Raw genomic sequence first — 16,848 nt, forward strand, 5'->3', positions numbered from 1 at the left:
CGGAACCATCTCTATTTGCCCGCCACAGACTATGGACTGATCGGTGTGACTGATCGGTCCTTTTCGTTAGTTATTGTGGAGTCGACATTTATGGCAAACATCAGCGGAACACAGTCTCCAGTGAATACGGGCAGCTATGGCGCCGGCGGGAGCGGTAGTCCCGAGCAAGATCTCAAGGGGGATATTAATAGCCTACAAAACAGAATTGACCAAATGAAGTCACAAGGCTCTCAGGGCGGGAATGGAAGCGGGGGCGGAGCTAGTCTTGAGGAACTGGAGGAGGAACTGAAGAGGATGCAGGAAAAGTTGGCAAAATTGCAGCAGTCTTTAATGGGGAACAGTGGCAGCGAAGATGGTGGCAAGGGCAATGGCCAGATTCCGCAACCCGACTATCAGGGGGGAGGCTCGATCAACCCCTGATTGCCCACCCGTTGAAAAACCCGCCTGCCATAGGCGGGTTTTTGTGTATCCGGGGTCAGGTTAGCCACGGCCCGCTCAATGCCCACAGGGGGGGCGGGATTTATTTGGAACCATATCGCGCAAGACGCCACAGAAAGCGGTGTAACTTACACAGTTCAGGGCCGAGAAAGTGGCGATATCTATTTTTTCAACTCCTGCGAATCCTGCAGCTCCTGAAAGTCCTGCATTACGTAACATGCGGGATATGGTCAGGTGCCATGAGGATCTGGAACGGCAGCAGGCTCGGGAGCAGAAAAAGCAACTGATGGAGCATTTGCCGAAACATGCCCATGCCCCGAAGATTGAGCTGCCAGCGGAGGACACAAACCGTCCTGTCCAATTCGGCGAGCCCAAAAAAAACCCACCATAAGGTGGGTTTTCTTATCCAGCATCAATCAATCAGTTGGCGACGGACGAGCGTGGCTTGACCGGCTGGTTATCGTTGGAGATGGTCACTTCAACGCGGCGGTTCATGGCACGGCCCGAGACGCTGCCGTTGTCGGCAACCGGGTATTCCTTGCCATAGCCGGTGGTCACGATGCGGCGTGGGTCAACGCCCATCTTGATCAGCGCAACCTGCACCGAAGCGGCGCGTCGCTCCGACAGGCTCTGGTTGTAGGCATCGCTGCCTGTGCTGTCCGTGTAACCTTCAACGATCACCTGGCGATCCGGGTTTTCCTGAAGGAACTGCGCCAGCTTATTGATGTTGACCAAGCCGCTGGACTTCAGGTCGGCCTTGTTGGTGGCAAACAGCACGTCGCCAAAGGTCACCAGGGTACCGCGCTCGGTTTGCTTGGCGTTCAAGCTGTCCTGCAACTGCTTGATCTGCGCATCACGGGCCTCGAGCAGGGCGCGGGCGCGTTCGTCGCCGGCGTTTTTCAGCTTGGCTTCGGATTCGCGCAGCACGATGGTGTCTTTGGCAACTTCAACGCGCTGGTTGGTCAGGTACGCCAGTTGATCTACTTTCTTCTGGTCTTCCTTGTCGCGGTAGGCCTTGTCAGCCTTGTCCAGCCAATCGCTGGCGTCCTTGGTTTCCAGCGCGGCAAGCTTGGTGGCTTGCGGGTTGGTTTGCAGGGACGAGAAGTTGGTCCGTGCGTTTTCCAGGTTCGCGTTGGGCGGGGTAGAGCAGGCCGCCAGGGCAACGCTCATCGCCAGCAGGGCAGGGATCATCAATTGTTTACGCATAGTCGTGTCGTCCTTTCAATTCGATATCGGGTGCAGTGCAATCAGGCGCGGCGCTTTATTTCTGCTGGATAGCAGCCGGGCGCATACCTTCCTGACGCAGCTCCTGAACAGCTTTCTGGGAATCCTTCACAGCCTGTTCGGCCTTGGCGGCCTGGGACTTGCGCTCTGCAACACGAGCATCCCATTCAGCCTGTTCGGCCAGGCGACGCGCCTCGTCATAATTCTTGTCGTGCATGGCGATTTCGGCTTGCTTGAGCTTGTCCTGGGCCGATTTCATTTCAACTGCTGCGTACTCGGTGCCGCCGGCGCTCACTGCGCTGTTGACCGCGGACTGAGTCACCGCGTACTGCTCGGTTGGCGGGTTGCCGGCGCAGCCAGCCAAAACGAAGCTGGTGCCGATTGCCAGCGCGGCCAATTTAAGCCCGCGCAGGTGGTTAAACGTGGATTTGGCAGTGCTGGTCTTCATCGTCTTCAACTCCATTGGATAGCTCCTAAAAACATCAAAATCCATCGCAGTCGGTGAACGGTTTGGGGCGCGGCGGTAAAGCGCGACAGGCCCTTTCAAACGGCCGTTCCAAGTGATGGCTTACTGGCTGTGACCGGAGGCTTTTTTCAAAAGTTCAGAAGAGATGGCGATTTGCCTAAAAAAATATCTGACTGATTGGTCAGGGTAAAAAATTGGAACTTTTGCCACTTGCAGGGGTACTCCGAGCCTCGACAGAGGCCCGGAATACGGGGTTCAGATGGGTGTCAATCGAGTCCGTCAGTGCTTTTGGTCGTCGGCACTGGCAGACAAATCATGCAGATAGCGACGGGACAAGGTCAGGAACCGCGGCGTAGGCCCGACGTCCTCATAGAGCGGGTCGCCCTCTTCATCGGTGGCGATGACCTGTTGCCCCTTGATGTAGGGAAAGCTGGCTTCCAGCTCCTCAAGGGCGGCGCCGATCAGCTCGCCGAGCAGTTCTTCGGTGTGGCGCTTGGGGTACATCTCGGCGATGGCTGCCAGCCGTGCAGCGGCCTCCACATCCAGATGGATGGCGTACTCGGTCTTGGTCAGGCGACCCTTGGCGTTCTCTTCCCAATGCTGGGCCAGTTCTCGAATTTTCATGGCAACCTCAATAAAGCCTGCGGTGGCGGGCGGTGATGAGTGACCAGCCGTGCGCGTGGATAAACGCGGCGGCTCACACTTGAGACTAGCTGCAAGTCACAAGGTTTAAAGTCTTGTCATAAAACGATGCCGGCGGCACTCTGACAGACCTGCGCGTCCCGGATTTCTGGCTGGAGATTGGCTGATGAGTGATATCGATGCACGCTTGCGTGAGGATGTTCACCTGCTGGGTGAGCTGTTGGGCAACACCATTCGAGAGCAGTACGGCGATGATTTTCTCGCCAAGATCGAACAGATCCGCAAAGGCGCCAAGGCCGACCGCCGCGGAGCCGCCCCGGACAAAGCCGCGGGTGATGAACTGAGCGCCAGCCTCAATCAGTTGCAGGAAGACGAACTGCTGCCGGTGGCGCGGGCCTTCAACCAGTTCCTCAACCTGGCCAATATCGCCGAGCAGTACCAGTTGATTCACCGGCGCGATGAGTCGCAACCGGCACCGTTCGAGTCCCGCGTATTGCCGGAGTTGCTGGCGCGCCTGCAGGGCGAGGGCCACAGCAATGAGTCCCTGGCCCGCCAGTTGGGACGCCTGGACATCGAACTGGTCCTCACCGCCCACCCCACCGAAGTGGCGCGTCGCACCCTGATCCAGAAATACGACGCCATCGCCGCGCAACTGGCGCTGCAGGATCACCGCGACCTTACCACTGCTGAGCGCGAGCAGATCCGCCAGCGCCTGCAACGCTTGATCGCCGAAGCCTGGCACACCGAAGAGATCCGCCGCACCCGGCCCACCCCGGTGGATGAAGCCAAGTGGGGCTTCGCGGTGATCGAGCATTCGTTGTGGCACGCCATCCCCAATTACCTGCGCAAGGCCGACCAGGCGTTACACGCGGCGACGGGCCTGCGTTTGCCGCTGGAAGCCGCGCCGATCCGCTTTGCGTCGTGGATGGGCGGCGACCGTGACGGCAACCCGAATGTCACCGCGCCGGTCACCCGCGAGGTGTTGCTGCTGGCGCGCTGGATGGCGGCCGACCTGTACCTGCGCGATATCGACCACCTGGCCTCCGAACTGTCGATGCAACAGGCCAGCCCAGCGTTGCAGGCCAAGGTCGGCGACAGCGTCGAACCCTATCGTGCCCTGCTCAAGCAACTGCGCGAACGCCTGCGCGCCACGCGCCAATGGGCCCATACCGCGTTGAGCAGCAGCACGCCGGCGCCTGCCGAGGTGTTGCAGAACAACCGCGACCTGCTCGAGCCACTGGAGCTGTGCTACCAGTCGCTGCACGCGTGCGGCATGGGCGTGATCGCCGACGGCCCGTTGCTCGATTGCCTGCGCCGGGCCGTCACCTTTGGCCTGTTCCTGGTGCGCCTGGATGTGCGCCAGGATTCCAGTCGTCATTCGGCGGCGATGACCGAAATCACCGATTACCTGGGCCTGGGCCGTTACGAGGACTGGAACGAAGACATGCGCATCAGCTTCCTGATGAAGGAGCTGGCCAACCGTCGACCGCTGTTGCCGGGCTATTTCAAGCCATCGGCCGATACGGCCGAAGTGCTCAATACCTGCAAGGAAGTGGCCGCCGCGCCTGCCGCATCGTTAGGCTCGTATGTCATCTCCATGGCCGGTGCCGCGTCGGACGTATTGGCGGTGCAACTGCTGCTTAAAGAGTCGGGCGTCCAACGGCCGATGCGCGTGGTGCCCCTGTTCGAAACCCTGGCCGACCTGGATAACGCCGGTCCCGTGATCGAACAACTGTTGCTGCTGCCAGGCTACCGGGCGCGCTTGCAGGGCCCGCAGGAAGTGATGATCGGCTACTCCGACTCGGCCAAGGACGCCGGCACCACCGCCGCCGCCTGGGCGCAGTACCGGGCCCAGGAGCGGCTGGTGGATATCTGTCGGGAGCAACAGGTGGAATTGCTGCTGTTCCATGGCCGTGGCGGCACCGTCGGACGTGGCGGCGGCCCGGCCCACGCGGCGATCCTGTCGCAACCGCCGGGTTCGGTGGCGGGGCGTTTCCGTACCACCGAACAAGGCGAGATGATTCGCTTCAAATTCGGCTTGCCGGACATTGCTGAACAGAACCTCAATCTCTATCTGGCCGCCGTGTTGGAAGCGACATTGCTGCCACCGCCGCCACCGGAGCCGGCGTGGCGCCATTTGATGGATGAATTGGCGGCCGACGGCGTCAGCGCTTATCGCGCGGTGGTGCGGGAAAATCCGCAATTCGTCGAGTATTTTCGTCAGTCCACCCCGGAGCAGGAGCTGGGCCGGCTACCTCTGGGCAGTCGCCCGGCCAAGCGCCGCGCCGGTGGTATAGAAAGCCTGCGCGCCATTCCGTGGATCTTCGGTTGGACCCAGACTCGCCTGATGCTGCCGGCCTGGCTGGGTTGGGAGGCCGCGTTGAGCAAGGCCCTGGAGCGCGGCGAAGGTGAACTGCTGGGACAGATGCGCGAACAGTGGCCGTTCTTCCGCACCCGCATCGATATGCTGGAAATGGTCCTGGCCAAGGCCGATGCCGATATTGCGCGCCTGTATGACGAGCGCCTGGTGCAGCCGGACCTGTTGCCATTGGGGGCGCACTTACGCGACCTATTGTCGCAGGCCTGCGACGTGGTGCTTGGCCTGACCGGCCAGTCGCAACTGCTGGCCCATAGCCCTGACACCCTGGAGTTTATCCGCCTGCGCAACACCTACCTCGATCCCTTGCACCTGTTGCAGGCCGAGTTGCTGGCGCGCTCGCGTCGCCAGGAAGCCGCGCAGGACAGCCCTCTGGAACAGGCGCTGCTGGTGTCCGTGGCCGGTATTGCCGCCGGCCTGCGCAACACCGGCTGAGGTTTTTTGCGTGTTCTCAAAGGCTTGCGCAGAAACCACGACGGCCGCCCCGAAAGGGGTGGTCGGCGTTTACAGCGCGGGTTGCACTCAGGCACACCCTACCTATGACGTACGCGTGGCGCGGGTTCCTGCGACTTTTGGCGGCTTGTGTGGTTAGGGCCCGCTGTGTATCTTGATCAGCCTTTGGCCGTTTGGGCGGCCTGGGCCCATAGTTTCATGAGCCCTATATTATTTTTACGAGATTGGCCCCACGCGGCGAATCCGAGCGTCATCTCTATAAAAAATTGAGGAGCACATCGATGCGCGTCATTCTGCTGGGAGCTCCCGGGGCCGGTAAAGGTACTCAGGCAAAGTTCATCACTGAAAAATTCGGCATTCCACAAATCTCCACCGGCGACATGCTGCGCGCTGCCGTCAAGGCCGGCACCGAGCTGGGCCTGATCGCCAAGAGCGTGATGGACAGCGGCGGCCTGGTCTCCGATGACCTGATCATCAACCTGGTCAAGGAACGCATCAGCCAGGAAGACTGCAAGAACGGCTTCCTGTTCGACGGTTTCCCACGCACCATTCCCCAGGCCGAAGCCCTGGTGAAAGCCGGCGTCGAGCTGGACGCGGTGGTGGAAATCGCGGTTGAAGATGAAGAAATCGTCCAGCGTATCGCCGGTCGTCGCGTCCACGAAGCCTCCGGCCGCGTGTACCACACCGTCTACAACCCGCCTAAAGTTGAAGGCAAGGACGATGTCACCGGTGAAGACCTGGTGCAGCGTAAGGACGACACCGAAGAAACCGTGCGTCATCGCCTGTCGGTCTACCATTCCCAGACCAAGCCGCTGGTGGATTTCTACCAGAAGCTGTCCGCAGCCCAGGGCAAGCCGAAGTACAGCCATATCCCTGGCGTCGGCTCGGTGGAAGCCATCACCGCCAAGGTCCTGCAAGCACTGAGCTGATCCTTTATCGGCTTGATAGACAACGGCCCGCTTGCGGGCCGTTGTTGTTTATACTGGCGCACTTTTTTTCGACTTGGACACCCACACCGATGAGCACCCTGCTGGCCCTGGACACCGCGACTGAAGCTTGCTCCGTTGCCTTGCTGCACGATGGCAAGGTCACAAGCCACTACGAGGTGATCCCGCGCCTGCACGCGCAGAAGCTGTTGCCGATGATCAAGCAGCTGCTTGAAGACGCGGGCACCACCCTGTCGGCCGTGGATGCCATCGCCTTCGGCCGTGGCCCGGGGGCGTTCACCGGGGTGCGTATCGCCATTGGCGTGGTCCAGGGCCTGGCCTTTGCGTTGGAATGCCCGGTGCTGCCGGTCTCCAACCTTGCCGTACTGGCCCAGCGTGCCTTGCGCGAACAGGGCGCGCGGCAGGTGGCGGCCGCGATCGATGCGCGTATGGACGAAGTGTATTGGGCTTGCTACCGCGAAACGGCTGGCGAAATGCGCCTTGTCGGCGTGGAAGCGGTACAGCCACCGGAATCGGCGGTATTGCCCGACGATGCCAGCGGTGACTGGTTCGGCGCCGGTACCGGCTGGGGGTATGGCGAGCGCATCGGTGTTCAACCCGCTGGCCAGGACGCCACCCTGTTGCCTCACGCCGAAGATCTGCTGACCCTGGCGCGCTTCGCGTTCGAACGTGGCGAGGCGATTCCTGCGGATCAGGCCGCACCGGTTTACCTGCGCGATAAGGTCGCGCAGACCAAGGCGGAAAGAGGGATTATTTGACGCCAAAAATGATGGCAATTTGAGGCAAAAGTCGCCAATCGTCAGAATTTGCCCGGGTTTTTAAACCTTTTTCAAATTATGTGTTCTAGTTATCACCAGAGCATTTGCGCGCGACGGACAGTGCTGCCAAAATGCCATTACTGATAGCGAGTTCGCGCCTATGCGTATAGATGGATTTTCCTCACAGTCGTACCCGATCAAGCGCAAGCCGCGTAGGGCAAACGCCACGGTGGACGACTCCGTCGAGGATTCGCCGGACTTCATTGAGGTCCAATCCGATGCGCAGGCCAGTTCACAAGCCCGCATCAGCGGCGTTCCCGCCCGTCAGCAAGACATGGTCTTCCCGCGCTCCATGAGCAAAAGCGTTGCCACCGCCCTGGCCAGCTACCTGACCACCGCCGGATTTGTCGAATGGGATATGGAAGTGCTGGGTCTCGACATCCACATCTGATGCGCCTGCCTTACTACCTCGGCTGCCCGTCCTGGAGTGAAAACGCCTGGCGCGAGTACCTGTACCCAGCCGACGCCCGCTCCGGCGATTACCTTGCCCTTTATTCCCAGGTCTTCAACGCCGTTGAAGGCAATACCACGTTCTACGCTCGCCCCTCGGCCGCTACCGTGCAGCGCTGGGCCGACATCATGCCCGACGATTTTCGCTTCACTGCCAAATTCCCCGGTGACATCAGTCACGGTGGCGACTTGCGCGAGCAATTGCCGGCGGCGGAAAGTTTTGTCGGTTTGATGAGCCCGCTCGGTGAACGTGTTTCGCCGCTGTGGCTGCAACTGTCGGCGAGTTTTTCGCCGCAACGCCTGGCTGAACTGGCCGGTTTTATCGATGGCCTGGAACGCCCGATGGCGGTGGAAGTACGCCACCCTGAGTTCTTCGCCAAGGGCGATGCCGAGCGCATGCTCAACCGTTTGTTGCGTGATCGCGGTGTCGAGCGCATCTGCCTCGACCCGCGTGCGTTGTTCAGTTGCACGTCGACTTCGGCGGCGGTACTGCACGCACAATCGAAAAAGCCCAAGGTGCCGCCCCGTCCGGCCGCGCTGACCCGGTTTCCCCAAGTGCGTTTTATCGGCCATCCGGAGCTTGAGGCCAATGACCCGTTCCTGGTGCCGTGGGTGGAAAAAGTCGCGGGTTGGATCGAAGAAGGCCGCACACCCTACGTGTTCCTGCACACCTCGGATAATCGCCTTGCCGCGCAACTGGCCCTGCGTTTTCACGCGCAGCTGATGGCGCGCCTGCCCGGCCTGCCGGCGCTGCCGACCTTGCATCGGGAACCCGAAGCCGAGCAACTGGGGTTACTCTAGGGCTCCTTTTCCCGCCAGGAGTCAGTCATGGATGCCCAAACCCTTCGCGCCGAAACCTTCAAGGCCCTGCATGAGCGCGACCGTGCCTTCGTGATGCCTAACCCGTGGGACGCCGGCTCTGCGGTGATGCTCGCCAGCCTTGGCTTTGAAGCCCTGGCCACGACCAGTGCGGGTTATGCGTTCAGCCTGGGACGCCCGGACGCGGAAGGGGCGTTGTCCCTGGAAGACACCTTGGGCAATGCCAGCATGATTGCCAAGGCCACCGCGCTGCCGGCGGCGGCCGACCTGGAAAACGGCTTTAGCGATACCCCTGATGGCTGTGCCGAGACCATCCTGCGGGCGGCGGCCAGCGGTATCGTGGGGGGCTCTATCGAAGATGCCACCGGCGTTGCCGTCGACCCGATCTATCCCTTCGACCTTTCCGTAGAACGCGTGGAAGCCGCCGTCGCCGCTGCCCGCAGCTTGCCATTCCCCTTCACACTGACGGCCCGCGCGGAAAACCTCCTGCATGGTCGCCTGGATCTGCCCGACACTATTCGCCGCTTGCAGGCCTACGCCGAAGCCGGCGCCGACGTGCTTTATGCGCCGGGCCTGCGCAGTGCCGAGGACGTGCTGGCGGTGGTCAAGGCCGTGGCGCCAAAGCCGGTGAACGTGTTGATGTCCGGCGGCCTGAAACTCAGCGTGGCGCAATTGAGTGCGATGGGGGTAAAGCGCATCAGCGTGGGCTCGGCCATGGCACTGGCGGCCTATGGTGAGTTCTACCGAGCGGCCCAGGAAGTCTATGAGCTGGGCACCTTCAGCTTTACCGAGCGCTCGATGCCCTTCAGCCAGGCCAATCAGTTCTTCAAGGACTGAGCCGTGCGTTTTTTCAAACTGCTGGGTGCTCTGCTGGTGCTCGGCGGCGCATTTGCCGTGGGTGTATGGCGTGGCTGGCTGCCGTTGCCGGCAGAATGGAACCCCTGGTCGCCGCTGGACGTGAGGTCCAGCCCTAACCTGTTGACTCGCTACAAGCTGGGGCGCCTGCAGGATGACCCTGTGCTGTGCGACCAAGTGCTGAAAACCTCTGGTTTGCGTGTCAGCCATCAGGCTGACACGCCCGCCGACGCTGCCTGTCCGCTGCGCAATACCTTGCGCGTGCAGGGGGCAGACGTGGCATTGAGCAGCAGCTTTCTCGCCAGTTGCCCGTTGGCCGTGGCGTTCGCCCTGTTCGAGCGTCACAGCCTGCAGCCGGCGGCCCAGGCGGTGTTCGGCCAGGCGGTGACGCGGGTCGATCACCTGGGCAGCTTTGCCTGTCGCAACATGTATAACCGTGCCGAAGGGCGGCTCAGCCAGCATGCGTCGGCCAATGCCTTGGATATCGCCGGGTTTCGCCTGGCGGATGGGCGCAGTATCAGCGTGCTCAAGGATTGGTCCGGGGAGGGCGACAGCGCGCGGTTCCTGCGCCAGGTGCGCGATGGCGCCTGTGATGACTTCAATGTGGTGTTGAGCCCGGACTACAACGCCGCTCACCGCAACCATTTCCATCTGGACATGGGGCGTTGGTGGGTCTGTCGCTAGGCCGCCAGGCGCAGGTTGTGGGTGATCAGCGGGCGTGCCCAGTGGTAGTCGAAGTCCAGCGCCTTCTGTTGCGCCAGCAATTCTTCGGTCGGGTAAGGCGTGGCCGGTGGTGGCAACAGGTCCAGTTCGAACTCGGCAATCGGCAAGTGCAGAGGGCGTGGTTCCGGCGCCGGGCCGGGCTCAGGCAGTGGCTGGCCGGCCGTCAGGACGATGGGGCGAACCCAAGCGCTTTCGAAATTCTGCTGGCGCTGCTGCGCGACGATTTCATCCTGTGGGAACGGCTCGGCGGCCGGTGGCAGCAATGCGGTTTCGAATTCGGCGATGGGCAGGAACAGTGGCTCAGGTGGCGCAATCTCGGTGTCTTTGACGTCGCACTCACGCTGGGTGAGGATCTGCGACAACAGGTCGGCACCGGCGCTGGGCTCTACCGCCGGGTCCGCCGGTGCCTGCGCCTTGGCGGCGAGCGCGTCCGGCGTTTCACCGAGCTGCTCGGCCAGCGCCCGGGCGAAGAAGTCCTGCCACACATGGCTCACCCCGGCCAGCGCTTGAGTATTGCGCAGGCCGTAGTGGTTATGGGTCGGCAGTACACCGATGGTTAGGGGGAGAATGTCTGACATTTTTCTCGGTCGACGCTCAGCTCTGGCAAAATACCTGACTGTTGTTTTTATCGGCCGTTGTTTGCCGATCCTTAATATTTTTGAGCGTAGCGATTGATGAGCGAACAACCAGCGGCCAGCCGCATCCAGGTCGAGGCCTTGGGCGAAGGTTTCCAGGCCCGGGCCGAGCAGTGGGCTGAACAGCTCGGCTTGCCTTTACAGCTTACGGAGGCGGATTTTTCCCTGCAGGTAGGTGAGCATGGCCTGCAACTGCAACAGCTTGGTCCCGACGCGCCGGGGCCGGTGCGGGTGGACTTCGTCGAAGGCGGCGCGGCTCACCGTCGGCTGTATGGCGGCGGCAGCGGACAGATGATCGCCAAGGCCGTGGGCATTGCCCAAGGCGTGCGTCCCCGTGTGCTGGACGCCACGGCCGGTCTGGGCAAGGACGCGTTCGTGCTGGCCAGCCTGGGCTGCGAGATGAGCCTGATCGAGCGCCAACCGCTGATTGGCGCCCTGCTCGAAGATGGCCTGGCACGCGGCGCGGAGGATTTCGACGTGGCGCCCATCGTGGCGCGCATGAAGCTGCTCAAGGGCAACTCCATTGACGTGATGCTCAATTGGCAAGGGGAGCCGCCCCAGGTGATCTACCTCGATCCGATGTTCCCTCACCGTGAGAAAACCGCCCTGGTGAAGAAAGAAATGCGCCTGTTCCGGCCGCTGGTGGGGGATGATCCGGACGCACCGGCGTTGCTGGCCGCCGCCCTGGCCCTGGCCAGCCACCGTGTGGTGGTCAAGCGCCCGCGCAAGGCGCCCTGCATCGAGGGGCCCAAGCCGAGCCATGCGCTGGATGGCAAGTCCAGCCGGTATGACATTTATCCCAAGAAAGCGCTCAAGTCTTAAGCCACAAGCTGCAAGCAAAAGCGCTTTTCACTTGCTGCTTGCAGCTAACCACTTGCAGCCGCATCTCTCCTATAGGCCCGCATAAACAACCCCACCACCTCCTGCACATGGGCTTCGGCGGCTTCCTCACTCAGTTGCCCGCCGCAGCCATACAGCAGGCAGAAGTTCGCGGTGCCCTTGAGCAGGCAGAAGAAGTGCTCGGCTGCCGTAAGCGGTCTGTCGATGCTCAGCGCGCCGCTCTGGTCGATCTTGCCGAGCAGGCGCTCCATGCCCTGGAGCATGCGCATGGGCCCGGCTTCGAAGAAGATCTGTGAGAGTTTCACGTCCTGATTGCCGGTGGTCATCATCAGGCGATGCAGGTTTACCGACTCTTCACTGTTGATCAGCCGATGGAACCCCCGCGCGATATTCAACAATACCGTTTCCACCGGCATGCCTTCGGGCAGTTCGAAGTACATCACCGGCAACTGTTCCTCGCACTTGGCCACCACGGCGGCGGTGAACAAGGTTTCTTTGTCGGTGAAGTGGCTGTAGACGGTCAGTTTCGACACGCCGGCCTCAAGGGCCACGGCATCCATGCTGGTGCTGGCGTAGCCATTGCTCAAGAACAGGGTTTTTGCTGCCGAGAGGATTGCCTGGCGTTTTGCCATGTCCTTGGGACGCCCGGGGCTATTGGTGCTTACACGATTGTCGGACATTTTCACCTTTAATACTGGACTGGCGAGTTTGGTATTAATAACATACCGGCCAGTATAATTATTCCTAGCTCCATTTGCGAAAGGTCCTTCAGCATGCGCAGTACTGTCCTGCCCTTTGCGTTGCCTGTCTGCCTGGTCTTCCTGTTAGCCGCCTGCGGCCATGAAGAAGCGGTCCAGACCATCGTCCGCCCGGCCATGGTGGTGCAGCCGCAACCCTCGGCGCAGTCGACGGACAGCTACCCCGGTGAGGTATGCGCGCGCTATGAGCCGGACCTGGCCTTTCGCATCGGTGGCAAAGTCAGCAAGCGTCTGGTGGAGGAGGGCGAGCGGGTCAAGACCAACCAGGCGCTGGCGGAACTTGACCCTCAGGATGTGCGCCTGCAACTGGAGGCCGCCCGTGCCCAGGTCGCCGCTGCTGAGGCCAACCTGCGCCTGGTGCGCGCTGAGCGTGATCGCTACAAGACCCTGATGGACCGTCAGATGGTCAGCCGTTCCCAGTACGACAATTCCGAAAACCTTTACCGTTCCGGCGAAGCGCGCCTCAAGCAGATCAAGGCCGAGTTCGACGTGGCCAGTAACCAGGCCGGTTACGCCGTATTGCGCGCCCCCCAGGATGGCGTCGTGGCCAAGCGCGCGGTGGAAGTCGGCCAAGTGGTCTCCGCTGGCCAGACCGTGTTCACCCTGGCCACCGATGGCGAGCGCGAAGTGCTTATCAGCCTGCCCGAACAAGGGTTTGGTCGCTTCAAGATCGGTCAACCGGTCGCGGTGGAATTGTGGAGCCAGCCGGGCCAGCGTTTCACCGGGCGCATCCGTGAACTGTCGCCTGCGGCTGATCCAAAATCGCGCACCTTCGCCGCTCGCGTTGCCTTCACCGGCGGCAAAGTCCCGGCGGAACTGGGGCAAAGCGCTCGCGTATTCATACAGGCCGACGGCGTTGTTCCGCTGTCGGTACCGCTGTCTGCCCTGAGTGCGGAGAACGGTGCGTCCTACGTCTGGCGTGTACAGCCGGACAACACCCTCAAGCGCACGCCGGTACGCATCGGCGCCTTTGGCGAAAAAACCGTACCGGTGCTGGAAGGCTTGACCCCCAACGACTGGGTGGTCGCAGCCGGCGTGCATGTGCTCCACGAGGGCCAGCAAGTGCGCGCGGTGGATGGCTCCAACCGTATAGTGAACCTGGCGGCCAAGGAGTAGTCCCCAATGGCTTTCAATCTTTCCGAATGGGCGTTGCGTAACCGCCAGATCGTACTGTTCCTGATGATCCTGCTGGCTGTGGTCGGCACCTTGTCCTACACGAAGCTGGGGCAAAGCGAAGATCCACCGTTCACCTTCAAGGCCATGGTGATCAAGACCAACTGGCCCGGCGCTACGGCCCAGGAAGTCTCGCGCCAGGTCACCGAGCGTATCGAGAAAAAACTGATGGAGACCGGCGAATACGAGCGCATTGTCTCGTTCTCTCGCCCGGGTGAGTCCACCGTCACCTTCATTGCGCGCGACTCCATGCACTCTGTGCAGATTCCTGAGTTGTGGTACCAGGTGCGCAAGAAGATCAGCGACATCCGGCAGACCTTGCCGCCGGATATCCAGGGGCCGTTTTTCAACGACGAGTTCGGTACCACCTTCGGCAATATCTACGCCCTGACCGGCGACGGCTTCGACTATGCCGTGCTCAAGGACTACGCCGACCGCATCCAGATTCAGCTGCAACGGGTGGCGGATGTGGGCAAGGTCGAGTTACTTGGCCTACAGGATGAGAAGATCTGGATCGAGCTGTCCAACCTCAAGCTCGCCACCCTTGGCCTGCCGTTGGCCGCTGTGCAGCAGGCGTTGCAGGAGCAGAACGCGGTGTCCACTGCCGGCTTCTTTGAAACCCCGAGCGAGCGTGTGCAACTGCGTGTGTCGGGCAACTTCAAGACGGTGGAAGAAATCCGCGACTTTCCTATTCGTGTCGCTGATCGAACCTTCCGCATCGGTGATGTTGCCGATATTCACCGCGGCTTCAACGATCCACCGGCGCCGCGCATGCGTTACATGGGGGCGGATGCTATCGGACTGGCCGTGGCCATGCGCGACGGTGGCGATATCCTGGTGCTGGGCAAGGCCCTCGAAGGCGAGTTCGCACGTTTGCAAAAGAACCTTCCGGCGGGCATGGAGCTGCGCAAGGTGTCAGACCAACCGGCAGCGGTGAAAACCGGTGTCGGCGAATTCGTGCAGGTGTTGGCCGAGGCATTGGCGATTGTCTTGCTGGTGAGTTTCTTCTCCCTCGGCATACGCACTGGCATGGTCGTAGCCCTGGCGATTCCGCTGGTGCTGGCGATGACCTTTGCCACGATGTATTACCTCGGCATCGGCCTGCACAAGATTTCCCTCGGTGCGTTGGTGCTGGCCCTGGGGTTGCTGGTGGATGATGCGATCATTGCCGTGGAAATGATGGCAATCAAAATGGAGCAGGGCTACGACCGGCTCAAGGCGGCCAGTTTTGCCTGGACCAGCACCGCCTTCCCGATGCTCACCGGTACGCTGATCACGGCGGCCGGCTTCCTGCCGATTGCCACCGCGCAGTCGAGCACAGGGGAATACACGCGCTCGATCTTCCAGGTGGTGACGATCGCGTTGCTCGCCTCATGGATCGCCGCCGTGGTGTTTGTGCCGTACCTGGGGGAAAAACTCCTGCCGGACCTGGCGAAGATTCACGCGGCCAAACATGGCACCGATGGCCCGGATCCCTACGGCACGCCGTTCTACCAACGTGTAAGACGTTTGGTGGAGTGGTGCGTGAGTCGGCGCAAAACCGTGATTGTCCTGACGTTGCTGCTGTTTATCGGCTCGGTGGCGTTGTTTCGTTTTGTGCCGCAACAGTTCTTCCCGGCCTCAGGCCGCCTGGAGCTGATGGTCGACCTGAAATTGGCTGAAGGCGCTTCCCTGAGCAACACCGCCGACCAGGTCAAGCGCCTGGAAGCCTTGCTCAAGGAACACGCCGGCATTGATAACTATGTGGCCTACGTCGGCACCGGTTCGCCGCGTTTCTACCTGCCCCTGGACCAGCAACTGCCAGCGGCCAGTTTTGCGCAGTTCGTGGTGTTGGCTAAGACCATCGAGGGCCGCGAGAGCCTGCGCACCTGGCTGATCGAAACCCTCAACGAACAATTCCCCGACCTGCGCTCCCGTGTCACCCGCCTGGAAAACGGCCCGCCCGTGGGCTACCCGGTGCAGTTTCGCGTAACCGGCGAACACATCGAGGAAGTCCGCGCCCTTGCGCGGAAAGTCGCGGCCAAGGTTCGCGAAAATACCCATGTGGTCAATGTGCACCTGGACTGGGAAGAGCCGAGCAAGATCGTCTACCTCAATATCGACCAGGACCGCGCCCGCGCCCTCGGCGTCAGTACCGCCAACCTGTCGAAATTCCTGCAAAGCTCACTGACCGGGTCCAGCGTCAGTCAATACCGGGAGGACAACGAGTTGATCGAAATTCTCCTGCGCGGCACCGTCCACGAGCGCACCGAGTTGTCGCTGCTGCCCAGCCTGGCGGTACCGACCGACAACGGTAAAAGCGTGGCCCTGTCGCAGATCGCCACCCTCGAATACGGCTTTGAAGAGGGCATTATCTGGCACCGCAACCGCTTGCCGACGGTGACGGTGCGCGCCGATATCTACGGCAAGGAACAGCCGGCTACGTTGGTCCAGCAAATCCTGCCAACCCTTGAAGGTGTACGCGCCGAACTGCCGGATGGCTACCTGCTGGAAGTCGGTGGCACCGTCGAAGACTCCGCCCGCGGGCAGAACTCGGTGAAGGCCGGCGTGCCGCTGTTTATCGTGGTGGTGCTGACCTTGCTGATGCTGCAACTGCGCAGCTTCTCACGCACGGCGATGGTGTTTCTGACCGCGCCGTTGGGCCTGATTGGCGTGACGCTGTTCCTGCTGGTGTTCCGCCAGCCCTTCGGCTTCGTGGCCATGCTCGGGACCATCGCGTTGTCTGGGATGATCATGCGCAACTCGGTGATCCTGGTGGACCAGATCGAACAGGACATCAGGGCCGGCCTGGCGCCGTGGCAGGCAATTATCGAAGCCACCGTACGGCGTTTCCGCCCGATTGTGCTGACCGCCCTGGCGGCGGTGCTGGCGATGATCCCGCTGTCACGCAGCGTGTTCTTCGGGCCGATGGCAGTGGCGATCATGGGCGGCTTGATCGTGGCGACGGCGTTGACCCTGTTGTTCTTGCCGGCGCTCTACGCGGCGTGGTTCAAGGTTCGGAAGGCGGCATAGAGGGGTAAGGGCCAATATTTGAGTGTCGAAACGGGTGGCAGGAGCCGGGAACGCTTCCTGCATTCCTGCCACTTAGAGACTACCTGATCACAGGTATGGATTTGTCGATGTCAGTTGTTGACGACAACGGTAAATGGACTCATCTCTTTGGACTTAAGGAATACTTTATGTCTCTTTGCCCCCTCAAGAACTTTTTTGCTGCGCTGTGCATGCCTCAA

Annotated in this window: 16 protein-coding genes; 11 read left to right on the forward strand and 5 right to left on the reverse strand. The window is 61.3% G+C overall.

The annotated features are described in order from the left end of the window. The first annotated feature begins 90 nt into the window (after positions 1–90). Positions 91–420 (forward strand): hypothetical protein, encoded by a 330-nt coding sequence (locus B9N88_RS07965; protein WP_043293396.1) that lies wholly within the window; start codon positions 91–93, stop codon positions 418–420. A 438-nt stretch (positions 421–858) separates the two neighbouring features. On the opposite strand, the gene B9N88_RS07970 is transcribed toward B9N88_RS07965, so the two are convergent. From B9N88_RS07970 to B9N88_RS07980, 3 genes are all read right to left on the reverse strand, one after another. Next, positions 859–1,644 (reverse strand): lipotoxin F family OmpA-related protein LptF, encoded by a 786-nt coding sequence (locus B9N88_RS07970; RefSeq protein WP_027604511.1) that lies wholly within the window; start codon positions 1,642–1,644, stop codon positions 859–861. A gap of 55 nt (positions 1,645–1,699) precedes the next feature. Further along, positions 1,700–2,125, reverse strand: coding sequence for a DUF4398 domain-containing protein (locus tag B9N88_RS07975; RefSeq protein WP_027604510.1), 426 nt, complete (start codon positions 2,123–2,125; stop codon positions 1,700–1,702). A 282-nt stretch (positions 2,126–2,407) separates the two neighbouring features. Then, entirely contained in the window at positions 2,408–2,752 is a 345-nt protein-coding gene (locus B9N88_RS07980; RefSeq protein WP_027604509.1) for a hypothetical protein, read from the reverse strand. 184 nt (positions 2,753–2,936) lie between these two features. Here B9N88_RS07980 and ppc point away from each other — a divergent pair, with 184 nt between their 5' ends. The 7 genes from ppc (at position 2,937) to B9N88_RS08015 (ending at position 10,173) form a co-directional block, all read left to right on the forward strand. Then, complete coding sequence (gene ppc / locus B9N88_RS07985) at positions 2,937–5,582, forward strand: phosphoenolpyruvate carboxylase (protein WP_027604508.1); 2,646 nt, start codon at positions 2,937–2,939, stop codon at positions 5,580–5,582. Positions 5,583–5,881: 299 nt separating this feature from the next. Next, positions 5,882–6,529 (forward strand): adenylate kinase, encoded by a 648-nt coding sequence (gene adk / locus B9N88_RS07990; RefSeq protein WP_010212617.1) that lies wholly within the window; start codon positions 5,882–5,884, stop codon positions 6,527–6,529. Between the two features lie 89 nt (positions 6,530–6,618). After that, positions 6,619–7,305, forward strand: coding sequence for a tRNA (adenosine(37)-N6)-threonylcarbamoyltransferase complex dimerization subunit type 1 TsaB (gene tsaB, locus B9N88_RS07995; protein WP_027604507.1), 687 nt, complete (start codon positions 6,619–6,621; stop codon positions 7,303–7,305). A 160-nt stretch (positions 7,306–7,465) separates the two neighbouring features. After that, complete coding sequence (locus B9N88_RS08000; protein WP_027604506.1) at positions 7,466–7,756, forward strand: hypothetical protein; 291 nt, start codon at positions 7,466–7,468, stop codon at positions 7,754–7,756. Then, positions 7,756–8,616: a DUF72 domain-containing protein gene (locus B9N88_RS08005; protein WP_027604505.1), complete on the forward strand. Its 861-nt coding sequence runs from the start codon at positions 7,756–7,758 to the stop codon at positions 8,614–8,616. The genes B9N88_RS08000 and B9N88_RS08005 overlap by 1 nt, the downstream gene beginning before the upstream one ends. 27 nt (positions 8,617–8,643) lie before the next feature. Beyond that, positions 8,644–9,471 carry an isocitrate lyase/PEP mutase family protein gene (locus B9N88_RS08010; RefSeq protein ID WP_027604504.1) on the forward strand — a complete coding sequence of 276 codons (828 nt, stop codon included), beginning with the start codon at positions 8,644–8,646 and terminating at the stop codon, positions 9,469–9,471. Between the two features lie 3 nt (positions 9,472–9,474). Beyond that, a complete protein-coding gene (locus B9N88_RS08015; protein ID WP_027604503.1) occupies positions 9,475–10,173 on the forward strand; it encodes an extensin-like domain-containing protein in 699 nt (232 codons plus the stop codon). On the opposite strand, the gene B9N88_RS08020 is transcribed toward B9N88_RS08015, so the two are convergent. Then, positions 10,170–10,790: a hypothetical protein gene (locus B9N88_RS08020; protein WP_027604502.1), complete on the reverse strand. Its 621-nt coding sequence runs from the start codon at positions 10,788–10,790 to the stop codon at positions 10,170–10,172. The genes B9N88_RS08015 and B9N88_RS08020 overlap by 4 nt on opposite strands. Before the next feature lie 96 nt (positions 10,791–10,886). On the opposite strand from B9N88_RS08020, the gene B9N88_RS08025 reads away from it, so the two are divergent. Next, positions 10,887–11,669, forward strand: coding sequence for a class I SAM-dependent methyltransferase (locus tag B9N88_RS08025; protein WP_027604501.1), 783 nt, complete (start codon positions 10,887–10,889; stop codon positions 11,667–11,669). A 44-nt stretch (positions 11,670–11,713) separates the two neighbouring features. Here B9N88_RS08025 and B9N88_RS08030 read toward each other — a convergent pair whose 3' ends face one another. Next, a complete protein-coding gene (locus tag B9N88_RS08030; RefSeq protein ID WP_027604500.1) occupies positions 11,714–12,367 on the reverse strand; it encodes a TetR/AcrR family transcriptional regulator in 654 nt (217 codons plus the stop codon). A gap of 93 nt (positions 12,368–12,460) precedes the next feature. On the opposite strand from B9N88_RS08030, the gene B9N88_RS08035 reads away from it, so the two are divergent. Both B9N88_RS08035 and B9N88_RS08040 read left to right on the forward strand, forming a co-directional pair. Beyond that, positions 12,461–13,561 (forward strand): efflux RND transporter periplasmic adaptor subunit, encoded by a 1,101-nt coding sequence (locus tag B9N88_RS08035; RefSeq protein ID WP_027604499.1) that lies wholly within the window; start codon positions 12,461–12,463, stop codon positions 13,559–13,561. Positions 13,562–13,567: 6 nt separating this feature from the next. Beyond that, a complete protein-coding gene (locus tag B9N88_RS08040; protein WP_027604498.1) occupies positions 13,568–16,630 on the forward strand; it encodes an efflux RND transporter permease subunit in 3,063 nt (1,020 codons plus the stop codon). Positions 16,631–16,848 lie beyond the last annotated feature (218 nt).

Origin of the sequence: Pseudomonas sp. LAMO17WK12:I1, from assembly GCF_900177315.1 — a bacterium.
Classification (GTDB): domain Bacteria; phylum Pseudomonadota; class Gammaproteobacteria; order Pseudomonadales; family Pseudomonadaceae; genus Aquipseudomonas; species Aquipseudomonas marginalis.